Origin of the sequence: Lactobacillus johnsonii, from assembly GCF_014058685.1 — a bacterium.
GTDB lineage: Bacteria > Bacillota > Bacilli > Lactobacillales > Lactobacillaceae > Lactobacillus.
Genome location: NZ_CP059055.1, coordinates 1928314 through 1951416, shown reverse-complemented (window position 1 = coordinate 1951416; position 23103 = coordinate 1928314). Strand labels below are relative to the sequence as shown.

Annotated in this window: 18 protein-coding genes; 12 read left to right on the top strand and 6 right to left on the bottom strand. The window is 35.7% G+C overall.

The genetic code is table 11. The features are described from left to right. Positions 1 to 485 precede the first annotated feature (485 nt). The 8 genes from rpmH to H0I41_RS09290 all read left to right on the top strand — a co-directional run bounded on the left by rpmH (position 486) and on the right by H0I41_RS09290 (position 10562). Complete coding sequence (gene rpmH / locus H0I41_RS09325; protein WP_003648141.1) at positions 486 to 626, top strand: 50S ribosomal protein L34; 141 nt, start codon at positions 486 to 488, stop codon at positions 624 to 626. A gap of 48 nt (positions 627 to 674) precedes the next feature. Then, the gene (gene rnpA / locus H0I41_RS09320; protein ID WP_023600099.1) at positions 675 to 1043 is read left to right on the top strand and encodes a ribonuclease P protein component; all 369 of its coding nucleotides are present in this window, start codon (positions 675 to 677) and stop codon (positions 1041 to 1043) included. A 1-nt stretch (position 1044) separates the two neighbouring features. After that, positions 1045 to 1920, top strand: a complete 876-nt coding sequence (locus H0I41_RS09315) for a YidC/Oxa1 family membrane protein insertase (protein WP_004896344.1) — start codon at positions 1045 to 1047, stop codon at positions 1918 to 1920. Between the two features lie 110 nt (positions 1921 to 2030). Continuing rightward, the gene (mnmE, locus tag H0I41_RS09310; protein WP_135014610.1) at positions 2031 to 3416 is read left to right on the top strand and encodes a tRNA uridine-5-carboxymethylaminomethyl(34) synthesis GTPase MnmE; all 1386 of its coding nucleotides are present in this window, start codon (positions 2031 to 2033) and stop codon (positions 3414 to 3416) included. 7 nt (positions 3417 to 3423) lie between these two features. After that, positions 3424 to 5322: a tRNA uridine-5-carboxymethylaminomethyl(34) synthesis enzyme MnmG gene (mnmG, locus tag H0I41_RS09305; RefSeq protein WP_135014612.1), complete on the top strand. Its 1899-nt coding sequence runs from the start codon at positions 3424 to 3426 to the stop codon at positions 5320 to 5322. A gap of 244 nt (positions 5323 to 5566) precedes the next feature. Further along, complete coding sequence (gene spxB, locus H0I41_RS09300) at positions 5567 to 7375, top strand: pyruvate oxidase (RefSeq protein WP_135014614.1); 1809 nt, start codon at positions 5567 to 5569, stop codon at positions 7373 to 7375. A gap of 145 nt (positions 7376 to 7520) precedes the next feature. Next, a complete protein-coding gene (gene gndA, locus H0I41_RS09295) occupies positions 7521 to 8909 on the top strand; it encodes an NADP-dependent phosphogluconate dehydrogenase (RefSeq protein WP_061400312.1) in 1389 nt (462 codons plus the stop codon). A 99-nt stretch (positions 8910 to 9008) separates the two neighbouring features. Continuing rightward, positions 9009 to 10562 carry a ClC family H(+)/Cl(-) exchange transporter gene (locus tag H0I41_RS09290; protein WP_135014616.1) on the top strand — a complete coding sequence of 518 codons (1554 nt, stop codon included), beginning with the start codon at positions 9009 to 9011 and terminating at the stop codon, positions 10560 to 10562. Positions 10563 to 10647: 85 nt separating this feature from the next. On the opposite strand, the gene H0I41_RS09285 is transcribed toward H0I41_RS09290, so the two are convergent. Further along, positions 10648 to 12510, bottom strand: a complete 1863-nt coding sequence (locus tag H0I41_RS09285; protein WP_135014618.1) for an endonuclease MutS2 — start codon at positions 12508 to 12510, stop codon at positions 10648 to 10650. Positions 12511 to 12947: 437 nt separating this feature from the next. Between H0I41_RS09285 and H0I41_RS09280 the strand changes: the two genes are divergently transcribed. Beyond that, a complete protein-coding gene (locus H0I41_RS09280) occupies positions 12948 to 13154 on the top strand; it encodes a damage-inducible protein J (RefSeq protein ID WP_086874531.1) in 207 nt (68 codons plus the stop codon). A 316-nt stretch (positions 13155 to 13470) separates the two neighbouring features. Here H0I41_RS09280 and add read toward each other — a convergent pair whose 3' ends face one another. Then, positions 13471 to 14490 carry an adenosine deaminase gene (add, locus tag H0I41_RS09275; protein WP_086874530.1) on the bottom strand — a complete coding sequence of 340 codons (1020 nt, stop codon included), beginning with the start codon at positions 14488 to 14490 and terminating at the stop codon, positions 13471 to 13473. Positions 14491 to 14666: 176 nt separating this feature from the next. Here add and H0I41_RS09270 point away from each other — a divergent pair, with 176 nt between their 5' ends. Together H0I41_RS09270 and H0I41_RS09265 are read left to right on the top strand one after the other, a co-directional pair. After that, positions 14667 to 16016, top strand: coding sequence for an NCS2 family permease (locus tag H0I41_RS09270; RefSeq protein ID WP_135014622.1), 1350 nt, complete (start codon positions 14667 to 14669; stop codon positions 16014 to 16016). A gap of 2 nt (positions 16017 to 16018) precedes the next feature. Beyond that, on the top strand, positions 16019 to 17800 hold the full coding sequence (locus H0I41_RS09265) for an adenine deaminase C-terminal domain-containing protein (RefSeq protein WP_086874528.1): 1782 nt from the start codon (positions 16019 to 16021) through the stop codon (positions 17798 to 17800). Positions 17801 to 18085: 285 nt separating this feature from the next. Here the strand turns inward: H0I41_RS09265 and H0I41_RS09260 are convergent, their stop codons facing one another. The 3 genes from H0I41_RS09260 to H0I41_RS09250 all read right to left on the bottom strand — a co-directional run bounded on the left by H0I41_RS09260 (position 18086) and on the right by H0I41_RS09250 (position 21266). Further along, positions 18086 to 18484 carry an iron-sulfur cluster biosynthesis family protein gene (locus H0I41_RS09260; protein ID WP_014567957.1) on the bottom strand — a complete coding sequence of 133 codons (399 nt, stop codon included), beginning with the start codon at positions 18482 to 18484 and terminating at the stop codon, positions 18086 to 18088. Positions 18485 to 18538: 54 nt separating this feature from the next. Then, a complete protein-coding gene (locus H0I41_RS09255; RefSeq protein WP_127795741.1) occupies positions 18539 to 19882 on the bottom strand; it encodes an MFS transporter in 1344 nt (447 codons plus the stop codon). 334 nt (positions 19883 to 20216) lie between these two features. Then, positions 20217 to 21266 carry an IS30-like element ISLjo1 family transposase gene (locus H0I41_RS09250; protein WP_011161461.1) on the bottom strand — a complete coding sequence of 350 codons (1050 nt, stop codon included), beginning with the start codon at positions 21264 to 21266 and terminating at the stop codon, positions 20217 to 20219. A gap of 67 nt (positions 21267 to 21333) precedes the next feature. Here H0I41_RS09250 and H0I41_RS09245 point away from each other — a divergent pair, with 67 nt between their 5' ends. Next, entirely contained in the window at positions 21334 to 21762 is a 429-nt protein-coding gene (locus H0I41_RS09245; protein ID WP_428844860.1) for a GNAT family N-acetyltransferase, read from the top strand. Between the two features lie 70 nt (positions 21763 to 21832). Here the strand turns inward: H0I41_RS09245 and H0I41_RS09240 are convergent, their stop codons facing one another. Continuing rightward, complete coding sequence (locus H0I41_RS09240; protein WP_053106777.1) at positions 21833 to 23101, bottom strand: methionine gamma-lyase family protein; 1269 nt, start codon at positions 23099 to 23101, stop codon at positions 21833 to 21835. Positions 23102 to 23103: the final 2 nt, after the last annotated feature.

Below are 23103 nucleotides of genomic sequence, written 5' to 3'. Positions count from 1 at the left end.
AAAAATTCCTCCAAATACCGTATTATCCACAGAATAAGTCAAAATAAGTTTAGCATGAATTAAATAAGTTTTCCACAAGTGATAAAAAGGATTAACAAATTCACAGGTATGTGGATAATATAAAAATAAAAATCCACCGAAGTGTGAAATAAAATTTCAGGCTTAAGTTTTCCACAACAACGTGTGAGTTTATTATACGCCATAAATCAACATTGCATGCTAAATAAGTTATATTTTCCACAGGGTGTTTATTTTGTTCTAAACAGGGTGTGAATTGTGCATAACTCTGAGAATGATCTTGTTGATAAAAAATAAATAAAAAATTTAAAAAAAGATATCCACAAAAAATAATTTGAAAAATGCTTTAAAAATAACTTTTCTTTTTAGGAAAATTTTGATAAGGCCTTGGTTTTTTCGCGTAAATATGCTATTCTATCTTAGAAATTGTGCTTATTAAGCATTGAAAAACGGAGGTGCAACATTAAATGTCAACTAAGAGAACTTACCAACCTAAGAAGCGTCACCGTTCACGCGTTCATGGTTTTATGAAACGTATGGCTACAGCAAACGGCCGCAAGGTTTTAGCAAGACGCCGTAAAAAGGGTAGAAAAGTCTTATCTGCTTAAGCCACTGAAGCTCAGTGGTTTTTTTAATTTAAGTAAGGATGAACCAGATTGAGAAAAAGCTACCGTGTAAAAACTGAGAGAGACTTTCAAAAAGTTTTTAAAGAAGGACAGTCAATGGCTAATCGCGGCTTTGTTGTCTATACCTTACCCAAAGAAAATCAAAAGCATTTTCGCGTTGGAATTTCTGTTGGGAAAAAAGTAGGTCATACGGCGGTAGCACGTAATCGCCTCAAACGGTTCATTCGTGCTACACTGACAGAACTTAAGCCAGAGATAAAGCCTGATTTAGACTTTTTAGTAATAGCTCGACCTTATGCACGAGATTTTGATATGGGACGAACCAAGAAGAATCTTATTCATGTTTTAAGGCTGGCTAAGGTCTTATCAAGCGAAGAGACGGAAATTGAGGAAAAGTAGAGTGAGAAATCATTTGTCTAAGAAAAATTGGAAACTGATTCTATTAGCTTTAGGAATGCTTGCCTTAACGTTAGTAGTTACAGGTTGTGCATCAACTAATGGAACAAGTGTTGCTCCTATTTCTCATACTAGTGGCAATTGGTGGGATCGGTATATTGTTTACTATATTTCCCAATTTATTCTTTGGATTGCAAGTTTAGTTCATGATTCCTATGGTTGGGCAATCATTATCTTTACTATTATAGTAAGAATAATTTTATTACCATTGAATGCCATTTCTATTAGAAGCATGGCTAAGCAACAAAAAGTGCAACCACAGATGGATGCATTGCGTAAAAAGTATCCTGGTAAGGATGTTGAGTCACGTCAAAAGTTACAAGAAGAAACTAGCAAGTTATATAAAGAAGCTGGTATTAATCCATATACTGGGTGTTTACCAATGTTAATTCAACTGCCAGTTATGTATGCCTTGTATCAAGCAATTTGGCGGACTCCACAGTTGCAAAATGGTCGGTTTTTGTGGATGGATTTGGGACGTCCCGATCCATATTACATCATGCCTATCTTGGCGGCTGTATTCACTTTTATGAGTACATACATCAGTCAGATGTCAACGCCCCAATCCTCACAAAATGGAATGACTAAGGGAATGACATACTTGATGCCCCTTATTATTGGGGTTTCAGCAATTGGTATCCAATCTGCGATTTCACTTTACTGGGTGATTTCCAACTTATTCCAAGTAGTTCAAACCTTTATTTTGCAAAATCCATTCAAGTATCAACGTGAACTTGAGGAACAAAAGAAGGAAGAACGTGAACGTCAGCGCAAAGTTCGTCGCGCATACAAACGTTTAGGACGTAAACAACAAAAATAAATTATCTTTAATTTGAAGATAAAGTAGTCAAAGTGCTTTATCCATCATTATTTTTTGTAGTGGTGGAGTGGGCACTTTTTTTATTGAGATTATTTTATGTAGGTGAAAAAATGGCACAAGTATTAACACAATTTGATACAATCGCTGCAATTTCTACTCCTATTGGCGAAGGAGGTATATCAATTGTTCGTCTATCTGGTGAAGATGCAGTAGCGATTGCTAATAAACTTTTTAAAGGAGCAGATTTAACTCAGGTTCCCTCACATACAATTCATTATGGACATATCGTTGATCCTAAAACTAAGGATGTTGTAGACGAGACAATGGTTAGTGTATTACGCGCACCAAAAACTTTCACTCGAGAAGATATGGTTGAAATCAATTGTCATGGTGGAATGATTGTAACTAATGATATTTTGCAGCTACTTTTGGCAAACGGTGCTCGAATGGCTGATCCGGGTGAATTTACTAAGCGCGCCTTTATGAATGGTCGTATTGACTTGACACAAGCTGAATCTGTAATGGATATTGTTCGGGCTAAGACGGATAAGTCTCGTCAAGTTGCTATGACACAATTAGCTGGTGGATTGTTAGATAAAATCAGAACAATGCGTCAAGAACTTTTAGATACAATGGCTCATGAAGAAGTGAATATTGATTATCCAGAATATGATATGGACGATTTAACTTCTCAAGAAATGAAGAAGAAGGCCGAAGAAGTTTCAAAGCAAATTGATCAATTGCTAAAAACAGCTCAGGAAGGGAAAATTATCCGTAATGGTCTAGCAACGGCTATCGTGGGAAGACCAAATGTTGGTAAATCCTCTCTTTTAAATTATTTAACGCAGGACGATAAGGCAATTGTTACTGATATTGCGGGAACAACAAGAGATACACTTGAAGAATATGTTTCTGTTAAAGGCGTACCGCTGAAGCTGATTGATACTGCTGGGATTCACCATACAGAAAGCAAGGTCGAAAAAATTGGAGTTGAACGTTCAAAGAAAGCTATCGCTGAAGCTGATTTGGTGCTTTTACTTCTGGATGCAAGTCAAGATTTAACAGACGAAGATAAAAATTTATTAAATTTAACTGCTAATAAAAAACGAATTATCATTTTAAACAAACAAGATCTAGGCACAAAAATTTCCCAGGAAATGATAAGAGAAATTACTGATAATCCAATTATTGTAACTTCAATCTTAAAGCAAGAAAATATGGATGCGCTTGAGAATGCAATTGAGCAATTATTCTTTAGCGGAATAGAAAATTCACAAAATCAAATCTTGGTAACAAATCAAAGACAAGCTGGTTTATTAGCCAAAGCAAAGCAATCTTTAGAAGACGTTGTCAATGGAATTGATGATGCAATGCCTTTAGATTTGGTTCAAATTGATCTCAAAAATGCTTGGGATACTTTGGGTGAAATTACTGGTGAAAGTGCACCTGATGAATTAATTACCCAATTATTTAGTCAATTCTGTCTTGGAAAGTAGGATGAAAATGAAGACTTACGAATCAAATGAATATGATGTAATTGTTGTTGGAGCAGGCCATGCGGGAGTAGAAGCAGCCTTAGCATCAGCACGAATGGGAGAAAAGACGCTTCTTTTAACGATCAATTTAGACATGGTAGCTTTCATGCCATGTAATCCATCAGTTGGTGGACCAGCAAAGGGCACTGTTGTGCGTGAAATCGATGCTCTTGGCGGAGAAATGGGTAAAAACATTGATGCCACTTATATTCAAATGAGAATGCTCAATACAGGTAAGGGCCCGGCTGTTAGAGCGTTGAGGGCACAAGCTGATAAATGGCAATATCATGAGCGTATGAAAGATACAATTGAAAACGAGCCTAATTTAACTTTACGTCAAGCTGTTGCAGATGAGTTGATCGTTGAAGATGGAGTATGTAAAGGGTTGATTACTAATACTGGTGCAAAGTACTATGCTAAAAGCGTTGTCTTGACCACAGGAACAGCTGCTAGAGGAAAAATTATTATTGGAGAATTGGCTTATTCTTCAGGTCCTAATAACTCACTTCCATCTATTAAATTACCTGAAAATCTTGAAAAGTTAGGCTTTAAATTACGTCGTTTTAAGACTGGTACTCCTCCTCGAGTGGATGGAAATACTATTGATTATTCAAAAACTCAAGAAGAGCCTGGAGACAAAGAACCAAGACATTTTTCTTACACTAGCAAAGATAGTGATTACCTAGAAGATCAAATGTCTTGTTATATGACTTACACTAATACCGTAACGCATGATATTATTCGTGCAAATCTTGATCGTGCTCCAATGTTTTCTGGGGTTATCAAGGGTGTAGGCCCACGTTACTGTCCTTCAATTGAAGATAAGGTAGTTCGTTTTGCAGATAAAGATCGTCACCAAATTTTCTTGGAACCAGAAGGACGCCATACTAAGGAAATATACGTAGGTGACTTTTCTACTTCAATGCCTGAAGAAGTACAATTGAAGATGCTTCATAGTGTTGCTGGTCTAGAAAAAGCAGAATTAATGCGCCCAGGATATGCAATTGAATATGACGTAATTGAACCTTGGCAATTAAAGCATACATTAGAGACAAAAAATATTAAGCACCTCTTCACTGCTGGTCAAATGAACGGAACATCGGGTTATGAAGAAGCAGCCGGTCAAGGATTAATTGCTGGTATCAATGCAGCCTTAAGTGCTCAAAATAAGCCTGGATTTACTTTACAACGTGATGAAGCATATATTGGGGTCTTAATTGATGACTTAGTAACTAAAGGAACAAATGAACCATATCGTTTGCTAACTAGCCGGGCAGAATATCGTCTTCTTCTTCGTCACGATAATGCAGATTTGCGTTTGACTGAAAAAGGTCATGAATTAGGCTTGATTTCAGAAGATCGTTATAAGGAATTCCAAGATAAAAAGCAAGCTATTTCCCAGGCAATGGAAGCTATTAAGAAAGTTACCATTCACCCTACTGATGAGGTTCAAGAATATTTAGCTAGTGTTAAGCAAGATCGTTTGAATGCAGGAGTTAGCGGCGCAGACTTTTTGAAGCGACCACGTGTAACTTTTGACGCAGTTGAAAAATTAAGTGGTGAAACTTTAGCTACTGATCGTTATGTGAAAGAACAAGTTGAAATTGCATTGAAATATGAAGGTTATATCAAGAAGGAAAAGACCTTGGTTGATCGTTTGCATCGACTTGAATCAAAGAAAATTCCAGTAGATATTGACTACAACGCAATTCCAAGTTTGGCAACTGAGGCACGTCAAAAATTTGAAAAGATTCGTCCTGAGTCAATTGCTCAAGCTGAAAGAATTTCTGGTGTAAATCCAGCTGATTTGGCAATATTAACGGCATATATTCAACAAGGCCGAATTGCAAAAGTGAAAAATAAATAATTAGTTTTAAAGCAAAAAAAATAAAAAATTTTTTTGCTTTTTTTGTTGAGTATGATCACTTAATCACAGTTTAAAGTTGCTACCTAATGATAAGTTGTGAAAGAAGAGTAAATAGTTTGTGAATTAATTATTTTTGATAATGAGTAAATACAGGACTAGTAGTCACAGCAACCGCTTTCAATTGTGTTACAAATGTGCTTTAATCAAGGTGTAAGAAAAAACATTAAGGAGATGCTTATAGACTATGACAAAGATTAGTGGCTCAGATGCAATGTTCCAAGTCTTATATGACTGGGGTATTGACCATATATACGGTTTTCCAGGCGGCTCATTTGACTCAACAATGAATGCAATTCATAATTGGCGAGATAAGATAAAGTTTATTGAAGTAAGACATGAAGAAGCTGGTGCCTTAGCAGCTTCTGCTGAATACAAAATTAGTGGAAAAGTAGGAGTTTGTTTTGGTTCTGCAGGTCCTGGTGCCGTTCACTTAATGAATGGACTTTATGATGCAAAATATGACAAGACACCAATGGTTGCAATTGTTGCTAATGTTCCAACAAGTCGTCAAGATATTGATTTCTTCCAAGCTTTTGATGAAAAGCCATGGTTTGATCCAGTCGCTGTTTGGAATCACCAAGCAAAGACAGCGGAAGCTATTCCAGTTTTAATGGATGAAGCAATTCGTCAAGCTTATCAAAAGAAGGGTCCAGCTGTTTTAATCTTACCGAAAGATTTTGGTTGGGATAAGATTGAAGATAACTTCCGTAATAATGCTGCAGCACACAAGATTGTTCCTAATTTCCCAGCACCACGCAAGGAACAAATTGATAAAGCACTTGAATTAATTAAAGAAGCTAAAAATCCAATTATTTACTTTGGTCATGGTGCCCAAGATGCTAGTGCAGAGTTAAAGGAATTTTCTGATAAATTTAAGATGCCATTAGTCTCATCAGTTTTAGGAAAAGGAATTGTTGAGGATGAGTTCCCAGCATATATGGGTTCAATTGGTCGTGTGGGTGCTAAGCCAAGTAATGACATTCAAACTCATGCCGATTTAGTAGTTTGGGTTGGTAACAATTCACCATTCTCTATCTTCTTCTTCAATCCTAAGGCAAAAGTAATTCAAATTGATATTAATTCAGAAAGATTGGGTAAGCGTCATGCTGTAACTGTTCCAATGTTAGCTGACTCCAAGAAAACTTTACGTGCCTTAATTGAAGCAGGTGAAGGGCGTGCAGAATCTCCATTATACAAGGCTGCTCTTGCTGATCGTGAAAACTGGGAAGCTTGGCTTGAGAGCTTTAATGATTCAGACGAAATCCCAATGAGAGTAGAACCAATTTTTGATGTAATCAATAAAAAGGCTGCTAATGATGCCGTATTTGCAGTAGATGTAGGTAATGTAAATATTAACTTTGATCGCTTGATGCACCTACATGATGATCAGAAATGGACTACCTCCGGCTTATATGCAACTATGGGGTATGGTGCTCCAGCTGCTTTAGCCGCTGCTACTATTTATCCAAAGCGTGAGGTTTGGAACTTAGCTGGTGATGGTGGCTTTGCCATGATGAACCAAGAGCTTTTAACCCAAGCACGCTACAATATGCATATTATTAATGTGGTCTTCACAAATGAAACTTTGGGTTATATTGAAGCGGAACAAGTCGATGAGTCTCATCAACCATTATCTGGTGTAAAACTTCCTGATAATGATTGGGCTATGTCTGCTGAAGGTATGAATGTAAAAGGCTTTACTGTTCGTACTAAGAGAGAATTTGAAGACGCAGTAGCTGCTGCTCAACAAATGGAAGGACCAGTTTTGATCGACTGTAAGATTACTCATGACATGCCATATTCAACTGAATTAAATACTTTAGACGATCCAGCTTTCGTTGCTAAATATGATGCTCAAGCTTTGAAGCCATTTAGTTACTTTGCTGGTAAGTATGGAGTTGAGGCAGATGCTGCTTCTGGTGCATCTGAACATACTGAAGCAGAGCCAGTTGAAGCTAAAGAAGATGCTTCATCAGGTGCATCACGCCATTAATTTCCTAGGAAATAATTAAATAAAGAGTTCACATAGCTGGACTCTTTATTTTTTTAATAAAAAGTAAGCAAAATTGTGCGAAATTCATAATAAAAAAGTATACTAGTAGATGAACGAATTTTATTAAATATGTGGAGGCAAAAATATGCAACAATTTGGGGTTATTGGCTTGTCCGTTATGGGGAAAAACCTTGCCTTAAACGTTAAAAATCATGGCTACTCTGTCTCTGGATTTTCAATTGATAAGCCAGAGGTTGATGCTTTAGCAAAATATGAAGATAAGAATTTAAAGCCAACTTATACTTGGGAAGAATTTGTTAATTCACTAGAAAAGCCACGAAAAATCTTGATTCAAATCATGGCTGGTAAACCAGTTGATGAAACTTTACAAAAACTATTGCCTCTTTTAGATAAGGGCGATATTTTAATTGACGGTGGTAATTCTAATTTCCATGATACTAATCGTCGCTATAAGGAAATGGAAAAGCATGGTATTCACTTCATTGGTATGGGTGTTTCTGGCGGTGAAGAAGGAGCTTTGAACGGTCCTGCCTTAATGCCAGGTGGTGATGAAAAAGCTTATGAAGAAGTAGCGCCAATCCTTGAAGCTATGGCTGCCAAGACTCCAACTGGTCAACCATGTGTCGGATACATTGGACCAGCAGGTAGTGGTCACTATGTGAAGATGGTTCACAATGGTATTGAATATGGTATTATGCAGATTATTTCTGAAGTATACGATGTTCTCCGCACCGTTGGTCATTATTCAAACGATGAAATGAGTGAAATCTTTAAGAATTGGGATAAGGGTGGTTTACAAGCTTATTTAATTGAAATCACTTCTAAGGTCTTAAAACAAAAGGATAACTTAACTGATGATCATATTATTGATCATATCTTAAATGAAGCTTCTTATAAGGGAACTGGTAACTGGATGCTTGAAGATGCAATTCGTTTAGGTGCTCCAATTACTGTAATTGCAGAAGCCGTTCTTGCTCGTTTTATGTCAAAAGCAACTTTGAGAAATGATCCTGAACCAAAGATTGACCCAGAGAAAGCTCCAAAGGACTTAGTTGATCAACTTGCAAAAGCCTTATACTTAGCTATGGCTGTTTCATATGGTCAAGGATTTGAGCAATTAACGATGGCTGCAAAAGCTTATAACTGGCGCTTGCACTATTCAACTATTGCCCAAAACTGGGAAGCTGGATGTATCATCCGCTCACAAATGCTTCATGATATTAAGTTTGCGTATAATGCTGATAAAGACTTGCCTAACTTATTCAAGGCTCCATTTTTTGATAAGGTAAAGAAAGAAAATATTGGCGCTCTTAGAGATGTGGTTAAAATTGCGGCTGATGCTGGCGTACCAACTCCAACTCTTAGTGCAGCTTTGAATTACTTGGAATCTATTTTTAATCCACGCTTACCTCAAAACATTATTCAAGGTCAACGTGATTACTTTGGTGCTCACACTTACCAAAGAAATGATCGTCCAGGTACTTTCCATACTGAATGGTACGAAGAAAAATAACAATGTTTCACATGAAACTAAAAAAGTCACTACAGATGTAGTGACTTTTTGCGTTAAAATAAAGCAGTATCTAATAAATAGGGATGTAGGTAAGTAAGAATGAGGAAAGAAGAAAAAGATAATCTAAAATTGATGCTGCAGGCATTAATTGTAGGACTAATTGCAGGTGCCGTAGTTGGACTATTTAGATTTGGAATTGAAAAGACGTCTGCTTTTTGGCTCTATCTTTTTAAAGAGGCCCATAATAATCCAGTTTGGTTTGTTGCAATTGTTCTTGGGTTAGCCGCAGTAGGGATCATAGCGGGATATTTTGTTAAACAGTATCCACACGTTGGAGGATCCGGTATTCCGGAAGTTAAATTACAGCTTCAAGGTAAGCTCCAACTTAAATGGTGGCAGATTTTGTGGAGAAAGCTCATCGGGGGAATCTTAGTAATTGGAACAGGCTTGTTTCTAGGACCTGAGGGACCATCCCTTCAACTTGGTTCATCCATTGGCCAAGGAGTGGGTGAGAAGCTAAAACAAAGTAAATACAATCAAAGGGTGTTACTTGCAACGGGAGCTGCCAGTGGTTTGTCAGCTGCATTTGGAGCACCATTGAGCGGAGCACTATTTGTTTTAGAAGAAATTTTTCATAATTTTTCTCCGCGAGTTTGGATGAATTCCTTGGTAGGAGCAATTGCCGCTAATTTTATGGTGTCCTACTTTTTTGGCTTACACCATGCTTTAGGGATGCCATATGATCATTCATTTCCAATTTATTTGTACTGGCATTTGGTAATTTTAGGAATTATTCTTGGATTATTGGGCCATTTATATAAAAAAGGTTTATTTGGATTAAAAAAAGTCTATTTAAAAATTACCTGGTTACCACGTTGGCTACATGGTTTAATTCCATTAGCACTTTTAATTCCAATTATGTATTATTGGCCATTAATTACTGGACCAGGTAATCGTTTGATTTTATCTTTACAAAAAATGCTCACTCAAAGTGGATGGGCACTAGTTGGAATTTTAGCGTTTTACTATGTAATGCGAATCGCCTTTTCCATTATTTCTTATGATTCCGGGTTACCTAGTGGTATATTTTTACCAATTTTAACTATGGGGGCTCTAATTGGAGCAACCTATGGCACATTAATGGTACAACTTGGCTTAATGCCTGCACACTTAGTTATTAACTTAATAATTTTTTCAATGGCAGGTTATTTTGCAGCGATAATTCGCGCTCCATTTACAGCAATAATTTTGATTACTGAAATGGTGGGGTCTCTTCTTCACTTAATGCCACTAGCTGTTGTGGCATTTATTGCACTTTTAATTGATCAAATTCTTGGTGGAAAGCCAATTTATGATAGTTTAGCAGCTGCCATGCTGCCAGAAACACGTTTACAGCCGATATCAGGTGAAGAAGATGAATTAGATATCCCAGTATATGAAAATAGTAAGTTAGTAGATCAGGAAATTAAGAATATTAAATGGCCAGATAATGTACTTGTTAGAACTATTAGAAGAGGAAGTCGAGAAATAATTCCTCACGGAGATACCGTAATTGTAGCAGGAGATTTATTAATTCTGGGAGTCGATCATAATAAACGATCAGCTGCTTATGATGCAATGAAAGAACTGCAAGGCGTAGAATTTGATGGATAAAAATATCTGAATAAACACAAATAAGCCCTCTAGCTTAAAGTAAGCTGGAGAGCTTATTTTTATAATTATTTAAATAGTTGTGTTATTACTTTTTCAACTTCTTCCAGGCCTTTTTAGAACCGCGATCTAAATCCTTGTTTAGTTTATATTCTTGCCAATCTTGAACAAATAATAAATCAAGGTTATAACCTGCAGGATAAAGTTCTTCAGCTTTTCGAACTAATTTTGCTCCTTTTAAGGGTACAGTCTCAAAAGTTCTATTAACGAAAACCACAATCTGATTCGCTATATCAGCATTCTCATAAAAGAGTACTTCTTGGTGATATTTTGGTACTTTAATTCGATCACCCTTTTTAAAAGAAGGTAGGGATTTAACTTTTTTCGGCTTATTCTTAAATTTAAGATTAGCTTGTTTTAGAGGAAAGATTCCCGTGTTTAAAAAATTTTTAGCTTCTAACAGTACGGCTTCTGACATACCACTTTTTTCTGCAATCCAGAGAGCACGACTGGCGCCTACTTGATTTAAAAGTAGTTTATAGGTGGGATGTAGAGTTTGTAAGTCAAAATCCATTGCTGCCGTAATAAAAGCAGGATTTGTAGTTGAATAATCTTTTATAGCGCTATAGTGAGTGGTTGCTAAGATGAGGCAACCTTTTAGTTGCAGGGTTTGTAAAATAGCAATGGCAAGAGCTGCACCTTCATTGGGATCCGTTCCACTACCTAATTCATCTAACAAAATCAGACTGCTTGGGGTGACCTTTTGAACAATCTCTGCCATCTTTTTCATTTCAGCAGAAAATGTTGAGAGAGAGTTATCTAAGTCTTGATGATCACCAATTGAAGTATAAATTTCTGTTATAAGCGGAATGGAACACGGTGCTGCACTAGGTAAGAAGAGACCAAATTCAGTCATTGCAGTGGCTAAGCCAACAGTTTTGAGTGTGACAGTTTTCCCACCTGCGTTCGGTCCAGTAATAATTAAGCCATGTTTAGTTGGATCTAACTTAAGGGATAGAGGAACGGGATTACTTAACAAGGGATGCTTCATTCCGTTCAATTGAAGCTCATTTTGTTCATTTAAAATTGGTCGTTTGCCACCAATAGCATGCGAATATTTTGCGCGTGCTAAGATACAATCTAGATCAACAATAACAGTAAGATTGGCTTCAAAATGAGTTAGCTCATTATAGATTTTTGCTGTTAAATTTCCCAAAATTTGAGATTCAATTAAGTAAATCTGATTTTCGACTGTAGTTTTTTCTTGGGTAAGATGAATTATCTTGGTTGGCTCAATGAAAACAGTGGTCCCATTATTAGATTGATCAATAATATTTCCACCAAAAGTATGCTTAAAACTTGTCTTAACAGGAAGAGTATAGTGATTATCTTTTTGAATAATCTGAAAATCTTGCAACATTGATTGGTACTTTTTTGTCTGCAAGTATTTCTGTAGAGTTTCCTTGATAGTTGTATTTAATTTACTACTTCTTTGGCGTAGTTTAGTCAGATCTTTATCGGCTCGATCTGAAACCTCTCCGCGTTCAATATCTCGATAAATTACTTCTTCTAATTTATCGAGAATAGTTAGACTATCACAATAGCTTGCCATAATCGGAACGTTACTTCTTTGTTTATCAAAAAAGCGTACTAATAAGCGGGTAACCCGTATAAAGTCGGCAACTTGTTCTAGTTCTCGAGGCTTTAAGATATATCCCTTTTTCACTTTATTGATAATTGGGGTAAAAGCATCTGAATTAATAAAAGGGATGTGTAGGCCGTGATCTAAAATCCAGACCATTTCTTCCGTTTCATCTAATAACGCATTTGCTTTGACTAACTTATTTGCAAGTGGTTGAGCTAAAATTTTCTCCTTAGCCTCTGGTGAAACAGCATAGTGAGCTACAAGTTTACGTACACGTGAAAATTCGATTTCGTCAGTATTATTCAATTTTTATTTTTCTCCTTAAGAAAATAGATTTTAAATTTGGTTTTCTCAAGGGAAGGTAAATTAGTCCCTTGAGACTAAAATACAATTAGCATCATATAGCAATATGTCCTTTTCTAAATTATTGATTCTAATGATATAACATTTTTTCGAAAAAAGCACTGGGGGGGGAAGAAAAGAATTAAGCGTATATCAATATCTTTGCAGTAGAGTATAAAATAATTTGATGAACGAATAAAAAAGATAAGAAGTCGAGTTGATTCTAATGAGTTTTCGGCAAATAAAAATCACCGACTTTACAATTGCCAGTGGTATAATAAAATTAGGAATAAAGATATTGCGAAACATGAGTTTAGTCATGCAGAGCGTGGGCGGTCTTAGTGACCGTCTTTTTTGTTAAATAAGGTCTTTATGAGTCATCTATTATAGAGGTGATCAAGGTGGACACAAGAGTTGATAATAGAATCTCAGCCGGTATAAAACAAAAGGCTAGCAAAGCGTTAGCAGATCCTGCTCTTCCAAAATATCGGGACATTCCTAATGTGAAAACAATGAACTCTATTGAAGAAGCAATAGATGATTTAAAAACTAATAAATTAGAGGGAACAATGTCTTATCCTGAATTAGAGAAACGGCTAGATGAGTAAAGTTTTTCGACTAGTTGATTTAAAAATCGGCATAGGGGTAAATATATTTAATTGGGATGAGTACCCATTCTAATTTATGTAGATAATAAAACTTTATAGAAATAAGTCTTATGTACTTTTTATTTTGGAGTCAAGGTTACGCGACTCCTTTTTTGCTAACTAAAACGATTTAATTAGCACCACGTGTACTTTAATCAATATGTAAAAAAGAGAATCCTGATATTAAACGATGTCGTAACTTAATGACATTGATATCAAAGGATTCTCTTTTTGTGTTTGTCGAGACTTTATATGTTTGATGGTAAAAATATTTTTATCATTCATTTACTCTTACATAATCATCGATTTGCTTTAGGTATAGAGCTTTCTGTTCATTACTAATCCATGAAGTTTCAAAAGAGTTCTTAGCTAATTGGACGATTTGATCTTTATTTAAATCAAAGTTTTTAGCAAGGGCATAGTAATTATCAGAAATATAACCACCAAAATAAGCTGGGTCATCAGAGTGAATAGAGACTTTTACACCTTTATTTAATAGTTCAAGTATTTCTTTACCTTTCATTTCAGGAGAAACAAAAGAATTAGAAAGAGGGCAAGCGGTAAAACCAATTTCATTTTTAGCAGCGTATTCAACTAAGTCTGGATCTTCTACAATATTAGTTCCATGATCTATTCTTTCAGTACCGATTACTTCAAGAAGCTCTCTGATATGTTCAATAGAATTTTTTTGGTCAATATCTGCATGTGCTGTAATGTGAAGATTATGAGTAGTAGCATCAGTGAATTGATTAAAAAATTTCATTGGTGGATTATTGTGTTCGTCAGAATCAAGTCCTATTCCAATAAATTTATCCTGATATTTTAGAGATTCTTCTAATGTTTTACGAGCAGATTCACGTGAATAATCACGTAAGAAACACATAATTAAGCGCGCATCAATATTAAGAGCACGTGCATCAACGGTTGCTTTGTATAAACCATTGATTACGGTTTCAAAAGGTATGTTACGACTAGTGTGTGCCTGTGGATCGAAGAATATTTCAACATGACGAACATTATTTTTGGCAGCACGATGTAAATAGTCCATTGCTAAGTCGTAGAAATCCTGTTCTGTTTCTAAGACATTCATTGCAGGATAATAAACTGCTAAAAATGATGCTAAATCAGTAAATTTGTATGAATCCTTAACTTCTTGAATAGTAGATTGACCAATATCAACATGATTTCTTTGAGCAAGTTTTAATTTTAATTCGGGTTCTAAAGTACCCTCAATGTGAACGTGAAGCTCCGCCTTAGGTAAACCTTGTACAAATTCTTTACTAACCTTTACAGACATTTACAATAACCTCCAAAATAAATGTTCTTTTTTTGACGATTTACAAACATAGTATCTATTAAATTTTATTTAGTCAAGCTTAAAACACGAATTATTAAACTTGCATCGCTTAAAAATGTATGTGATAATTCGAATCGAGTTAAGTTTGTTTATTTACTGTTTCGGAGGTAAAAAATTTGGAAGAAAGAGTTAACGCAAATGGTTTGACTGGAGTCCTGGATCGAGTGTTTCATCTTTCAGAGAATAAGACTACAGTTAGGCAGGAAAGCATGGCTGGTTTAACAACGTTTATGGCTATGGCATATATTTTATTTGTTAACCCAAGTATTTTAGGTGCAGCTGGTATGGATAAGGGGGCAGTATTTACAGCAACTGCCTTATTTGCAATTCTGGGATGTTTTTTGATGGGATTTTTAGCTAACTATCCTATTGCAATTGCGCCAGGTTTAGGGGACAATGCTTTTTTCACTTATTCGGTAGTTTTAGCTATGGGTATTCCATGGCAAAAAGCGATGGCAGGTGTTTTTGTAGCTTCAGTTTTGTTTACAATGATCTCATTTCTTAAGATACGTGAGAAAATCATTGATGCAATCCCTCAAGATCTGAAATATGCCATGGCAGCTGGAATTGGGTTATTTATTGCTTTTGTTGGTTTACAAGGAGGTGGATTGGTTGTCGCCAATAAATCTTCTTTAGTAGGAATTGGTTCATTTACTGTTCCTACAACTTGGTTAACTATTTTTGGTCTTTTTTTCACTGGGATTTTAATGGCTAAAAAAATTCCTGGCTCAATTTTTTATGGATTAGTTGCTACGACTCTTCTTGGCTTAGGAACTGGCTTAATTAAAATGCCTAGTCAATTTATTTCTCTTGCGCCAAGTTTAAAACCAACTCTTGGCATAGGAATTATGAATCTTTCAGCAATGACTAGTCCACAGATGTGGGCTGTTGTCCTAATTTTCTTCTTGGTTGCATTTTTTGATACTGCAGGTACATTGATCGGCTTGGCTCAGCAAGCAGGTATTATGAAAAATGGCAAGATGCCTAGAATTGGTCGTGCATTGATGGCTGACTCACTTTCTATGTTAGGTGGTTCAGTTATGGGGACTACTCCTACAGCAGCTTATGTTGAATCTTCTGCTGGGATTGCTATTGGAGGAAAGACAGGTTTAACAGCGGTTGTTACTGGATTGCTTTTCATGTTAAGTATGATCTTTTCGCCATTTTTAACTGTTGTAACTTCAAATGTTACTGCACCTGCTTTAATCATAGTTGGGGTTTTAATGGCTTCTTCTTTAAAAGAAATTCAGTGGGATAAATTGGAAGTGGCTTTACCGTCGTTTCTTGTGATTTTAGGGATGCCATTAACCTACAATATTTGTTACGGTATTGCTTTTGGATTTTTGACCTATCCTTTGTTTATGACAGCCGCTGGCAAGCGTAAGAAAGTTAGTCCTTTAATGTGGTTGATGCTGGTCATTTTTATTATCTTATTATATGTTTTGAATATTTTGCCTAGGAGCTAATGATGCTAACAAAAGAATTACTAAGTGAATATATTGATGCAGGGGCTGCAAAAATTAAAGCAGATATGGTGATAATTGGTGGGACGTTGGTTAACGTAAATACTGAAGAATATTATCCAGCTAATGTAGCCATTTATAAAAAACGTATTATTGCAGTTGATTCTGATATTAAAGACTATATTGGTGAAAATACTCGAATTATTGACGCAACTGATAAATATTTGGTTCCTGGGTTAATTGATTGTCATATTCATGTGGAATGTAGCAAGATGAGTATGACTCGTTTTGCACAAGCTGTGGTACCACATGGAACCACTAGTATTGTTACAGGATTTGATGAATATATTTCTGTTATTGGAGTAGACGGATTAAAGGATATTTTTAAAGAGGTAGATCAATCGCCTTTAAAGGTATTTTGGGGCTTGCCATATCGCACACCTTACACTATTCCTAAGTCTACTATTGCTTACGATGTAACTAGTGAAGATCATGAGAAATATCAGAGAGATCCTAGATGCTGGGGTGTCTGGGAAACTGTTCGCGAAGCTGTTCAAACTAAAGACTCAACTACACTAGATGCTTTGACGTTGGCTAGAAATAATCATCAAGCAATATTTGGTTGTTCACCAATGGCTCGTGGGAAAGAATTAAATGAATTCCTAATGAGTGGGGTAAGAGTTGATCATGAGAGTTATGATCATCAAGAATTTTTAGAAAAAGCACGTAAAGGAGTTCATGTAGTAATTCGAGAATCCGCAGTTACTAAATTCTTAAAAGAAAATATTCGTGCGATTACTGAAGGTGCATCTGGAGTAAGGCGTCATACTAGTTTCTGCTCCGATGATGTAAATGCACGTGGAATTTTAGAACATGGGCATATTGATCATATGGTTCGCATTGCAATTAATGCAGGTGTTAGTCCAATGGCTGCAATTCAAATGGCTACTATTAATGCGGCTGAAGCTTATAAGATTGATGATTATGTTGGTTCAATTACTCCTGGCAAAGATGCTGACATTCTATTAATTGATCAACCTGGTACTTTCAATGTTGAAACAGTTATCAGTAAAGGAGAAATTATTACTTTAAATCATAAAAATGAATTTAATTATCAAGTTCCCACTAGAAATGCAGAATTAAGTAAGACAGTTAAACATCCGCTTATGAAAGCTGATGACTTTAAGTATTGTGTTCCTGTGAATGAAGGTACGGCTAAAGTAGAAACAATCAATAGTATTGGACCATTTGTAAGGAAGAGAAAAGATGTTACTCTAGATATTAAAGATGGAGTAATTGAACCTAGTGTTGAAAAAGATGTGGCTGTTGTCTCTGTGATTGAAAGATATGGAATTAATCAAAATCAATCTAAGGGATTTATTTCAGGATGGTCCTTTAAAAAAGGTGCAATTGCTACTACTGCTTCACCAGATGATAACAATATTGTAGTAGCTGGTGTCAACTATGAGGATATGGCATTAGCGGTGAATGCCTTAATTGAAAAACAAGGTGGCCAAGTTGTTGTAGTTGATGGTCAAGTTGTATCATTTTTACCATTACCAGTAGCAGGCATTGTTTCTGATTTAGAACCGGAGAAATTAGCCGAGCAAGAAAGGGAACTAGAAGAAGCTGCTAAAGCAATTGGTAGTGATTTGCCTGATCCAATTTTCTATTTATCATTTTTACCTATTACAGCAATTCCAGATTTGGCTATTACTGATGGAGGAGCAGTTGATTACACCAAATTGGCATACTTTGATCCGATTTTAAAATTAGAAGAAAAATAAACCCACTTTGTAAAAAATATTAAGCTCTAAAAATCAAATATATAAAAGTCTGTATAGCGATTTGCTTTACGTAGAAAAAGCTATTTAATAATATGCGATAGTGTAGTGTCACTCAAAATTAGGCCATGAATTTTTTTGGCGTTATTATGTCTAAATTGATCAAGCAAGATAGGATTCTTGTTTTTAGAGAGTGTTTTAGAAAATAAATGCAGAACTTTTTTGTTTACTACCTACTTAAAGTAAATAAAAACTCTCAAAATTATATTTGAGAGTAAAAGTTATTTATTAACAATTTTTTTGATCAATAATTCCTTCTTTAGCTCTTTCTGCTAAAAAACTTGCCTTTGCTATTTTTACGGCGCCAGTTAAGATGCCCGAATCATTACGTAAACGTAAGGTAGTATCGTGAATATCAAGAATCAAGTTATCACCGAGAAACGCTAAATCGTAATCCGAAGTATAAATTTCAAAATTAGCATTATTTTCAATTTTTACTGAGTAGCGTGGATCGTGCTTCATTGTATCAAGTGAGATTAATGAATAATCCATTCCGATATTACATGATCCGCCTTCAATTGAGTAGTCGCCACCACCGCCATCAACAATTAAAAGTATTTCATGTTTGTTATAACCACGGTTTTTAAGAAAATCGATTGCATCTTGGCTAATTGTCATTTTTACCATAGAAATCACCCTAATCCTTTCTAATACTTAATTTTAGAAAAAAGTAGTATCAAATCAATTATTTTGTTTGAATTGGGGTGAAGTTTCAGGAGCCCAGATTAAGCAGATGATAAAGGCAGCAAAGAGAACAAAAGCACAAGTGATCATTGCCAGATGTGCTCCACCTAGATTAGTTAAAATAGGCAATAGGAAAGTACCAGCTGCTGCCCCAAAACGACTAATCGTGATACAAGTTCCAACTCCTGTTCCTCGAACTTTAATATCAAATAGCTCAGTTGGATAAGGGTAGTCAAGTACTAATCCAGACGATAAAACAATTGCAAATATACAAAAGATAATCAATTGAATATTGGAATTAATATTTTTATTGATTGCTAGGAAACCAATCAAGAGACTTGAGAGTAAAAAGTTACTAATTAAAAATGCACGTCGACTAATTTTGTTAAAAATTAAAATTCCAAAAAGTACCCCAATGAACATACCGCCATTATAGATAATGCCAGAAATTTTTTGATCAGTAACATGCATACTTTGTAAGAGAATCGGAAGAAAAATACTGATACCAAAGAATGCAAAGGCTTGGCAAGCATAGAAAAGGCCACCGACTAAAGTTTGTCGCAAATATTTCCTGGAAAATAATATTGTCCAAGAGACTTCCTTGACGGGTTTAGCCTTTTTTAATTTTTGAGGAAGGCCCCATTTATGTCCCATATGTTTTTTGATAACTTTGTTAGCTTTTTTCACTTTACCACGACTAGCAAGCCAACTTGGTGAAGCAGGTAAGGGGAAAATGGATCTAAATATAGCGGCAATAAACGCTGGAATTGTACCGGTAAATAAAACGATTTGCCAATTATAAGAACCAAAGCCAGTAATAAAGGTTCCTGTTAAATATGAAGCAATGAATCCAATGGTCCAATAAATAAGAAGATGGCTTTGTCTTTTACTATCTTCGCCTTTAGGCAGCCATTCTGTTAAGAGAGCATTTCCCACTGTATAGTCGACAGCAATCATTAAACCAATCAGAATTCTAATAATAAAAATAAGTATTAAGTTATTAGTTAACAATTGGGTTAATGATAGAAATCCTAGGATATACATATTTAGCATTAATAATTTTCGTCTGCCAATTTTATCAGATAGGCGTCCAATTAAGATGCTTCCCGCTAAACCTATTAAAGATCCGGCACCAATTAATCCAGTCCATAGATCACTGATTGTAATATATTTACTTGCGCTAGAAAGAGCAGTCCCAGAAATACCTAGGGAAAAACCACAGGCAATTTGCCCTAATAATACAGCAGTAAATACCCGTAGATGAATGGGCATCAGCGGAGCCTTTTTATAGTTCTTTTTTTCTTTGATAGTATTTGTATTGTTCAAATTTTCTTTTTGCATAATATGAGTTAAAGCACTTAGATTAACTCGAAAAAGTCCTCCTTAAAAAATATAAGTATATCTTCCACCCTAACAAAAAACTTTAATGGATGCAAAAATATATTAATTTTAAATTAAATATTGACAATGATATTAATAATATATTAATATTGTTAAAAATAAGAAAGCAGGTAAGATAATGAGATTACGTAGAAAAGCTAGCCAATTTGGCCATTAATCAGGAGTTTATTTCTCCTGATGTTTTAAATAGAAATTAGGTTAGTTATGTCAGAAGAAGTAATTATTAGAAAATATAAAAATACGCAAATTGCAATAATAAATTGAACACTTTTAGTTAAGCTGCTTGATAGATTAGATCTAATTCTCTTTCAAAGATTTCATCTGGTGTATGATAGGCCAGTATCTTTCTTGGCAAAGAATTGCACCAGGTTTCAATATTAATGATGTCTTGTAAAGAATAGTTAGCTATTGCTTCTCCCTTAGGAATGAATCTGCGAATAAGACCATTGTGTCTTTCAACTGTTCCCTTATCACAAGAAGTGTAAGGATGGGCATAGTAAACCAGTGTATTGGATACTTTTTCTAGGTTGGAAAGATCTGCAAACTCTGAGCCATTATCAGTGGTAATGGTTTTAAAAATATCATTCCAATGTTCGCTGTATTGCCTTTGGAGTTCTTTAAAGGCCTGCATGACACTGACAGAAGTCTTGTCAGGAATACGAAGAATTAAAAACTCACGACTCATACGCTCAGATAAGGTTAGCAGTACCTCATCATCTTTGCTCTTATGTCCGAGAACTAAATCGCATTCCCAATGACCGAATTCATTACGTTTATTGATCTCTTTAGGACGTTCTTCAATGCTTCTGCCAAGTTTTTTCTTATTTTTGCGAATACGATGAAGCTTAGTATTGCGTTTAAGCTTCTCTGGCAAGTCGTAATTATAAATTCCTAATAAGCCTTGATCAACGTAATTATAAAGAGTTTTGGTGCAGACAACATCGCTGCTAGCGAATTCGCCAACAGCAGTAGCACGATTACTGCACACATCAAGCGACCAGCCATCTTTAAAAAAATGCTTGTGGACATAGCGCATGAATTGAGCTTTCCTGAGAAAGTCTGATTTGCGCCCACAATTTTTACGATGAGCTTTATATGCATCATGCCCTTGAGTAGCCTTATATTTTTTGACTTTACCATGATACAGTTTTACAGTGCCACGCTTAACCTCATAGCTGATAGTAGAAGGAGAACAGTTAAGTTCACGGGCAATTGCACGCAAAGAATAGCCATCTTTCAAACGCAATTGAATAATAACTCGCTCTTCAAATGATAAATGCTTGCCTTTAACGTGCTGGTTCATGGTAGAATGTAAAGAGTCCATTTTGACCTCCAATAGAAAGTTTTTGTGGTTATTAACATTCTATCAAACAGGTCCGAATGGACTTTTTATTTTTTATCAAGTGTTCAATTTAATTTTACAATCAGCGAAATATAAAAATATAGACTATGTTCAATTATGCAAAGTACATGATCAAGCCAGAATGCAAGAATTAATTGTAGGTAATGCGGTTGATCTGTATGCTCCACTTGAAGTGGCAGTGTATAAAGAGGAACTGTTTTCGGAAACAATTTATGTGGCTGTGATTGATAGCAAAATAGTAGGTTTTGTGGCTTTTAGAGAAAACGAACTAGGCTATATTTATGTGTTAAATGGATTTCAAGGAAGAGGAATTGGTGGTAAATTACTGGACACTGTAATTCCTTGCTTAGAACGTCCCGCTTTTTTAGAGGTCTTTTCCACAAATATCAAGGCGAAAAGATTATATCGGAGTCGTGGATTTGTAGAAGAGACTAAAGAAAAAATGATTTTGCATTAACTTAATAAAGAGACCAAAAAACGGTCAGTGGATGATGTTCACTGACCGTTTTTAAGGATACTAATATGTACTAATCTTTTTTATAGAAAGTTTCTTCTACAGCATGAGTGATCGCAATCTTGTCATGGGCATAAGAAAGACCACCTTGCACGTAAAGACGGTATGGCGGACGCATTGGACCGTCTGAAGATAATTCGATCGTAGAACCTTCAGTAAAGCTTCCTGAGGCCATAACAACGTCATCTTCGTAACCATCTTGGTGATATGGAATAGGATCAACAAATGAGTTCATCGGTGAATAGTGTTGAATAGCAGCACAGAACTTAACCATTGGATCTGGTTCGCCGAAGGTTACAGTTTGAACGATATCAGTTCTTGGATCATTCCACTTAGGTGCAACTTTCATTCCCATTTCTTCACAGAGAGCAGCAGTATAAATCATACCCTTTAAGGCTTCCCCAGTAGTGTGAGCTGCCATAAAGAATCCTTGATACATGTCTCTTAAATAGCCCCATGTAGCGCCTTCTCCTTTACCAGCACCAGGGACGTTAAGGCGTGAGCCTGCTCCTTCAATGAGATCTTTTTTACCAACAAGGAAGGCACCCGCTTTAACGATTCCGGCACCTGCATTCTTAAATAGAGAACCCGCCATCATATCAGCACCATAGAAAGTTGGTTCTTCTGATTCAGAAAATTCGCCGTAACAATTATCAACGAAGATTTTTACGTCTGGACGAACTTCTTTAATAAACTTAAGCATCTTCTTGATTTTTTCCATTGTAAAGCTTGCACGAACAGCGTAACCAAGAGAACGTTGAATAGTTACAACTTTAATTTTTGGATCTTGCAAGTCTTTTCTAGCTTGTTCATAGTCAACTTCACCGTTATCAAGTAAATCAGTGTGCTTAAAGTCAATACCCCATTCTTTCATGTTGCCTGGTTTGTCACCAGCTAAGCCAATAACTTCTTGAATAGTGTCATATGGCATACCAGTTAAGTAGTAGAGCGTATCGCCAGGGCGGAGCATACTAAATAGACCAACAGCAATAGCATGAGTTGCTGAAGAGAATTGAGGGCGTACTAATGCATCATCGGTTTTGAAATAGTCGGCATACATTGCTTCTAGTTTATCACGGCCAACATCATCATAACCGTAACCAGTAGAAGGCACTAAATCTTCTTCTCCAACACGATGCTTTCTAAATATATCCAAAACACGTTGTTGGTTATAGAATACTTGCTCATCAATTTCTTCTAGACGAGGTTCAATCATTTTATCGACTTTATCGACTTTTTCCTTTAATTCGGTTGGTAAGTTTTCTTTCCAAGATAAAACCATTA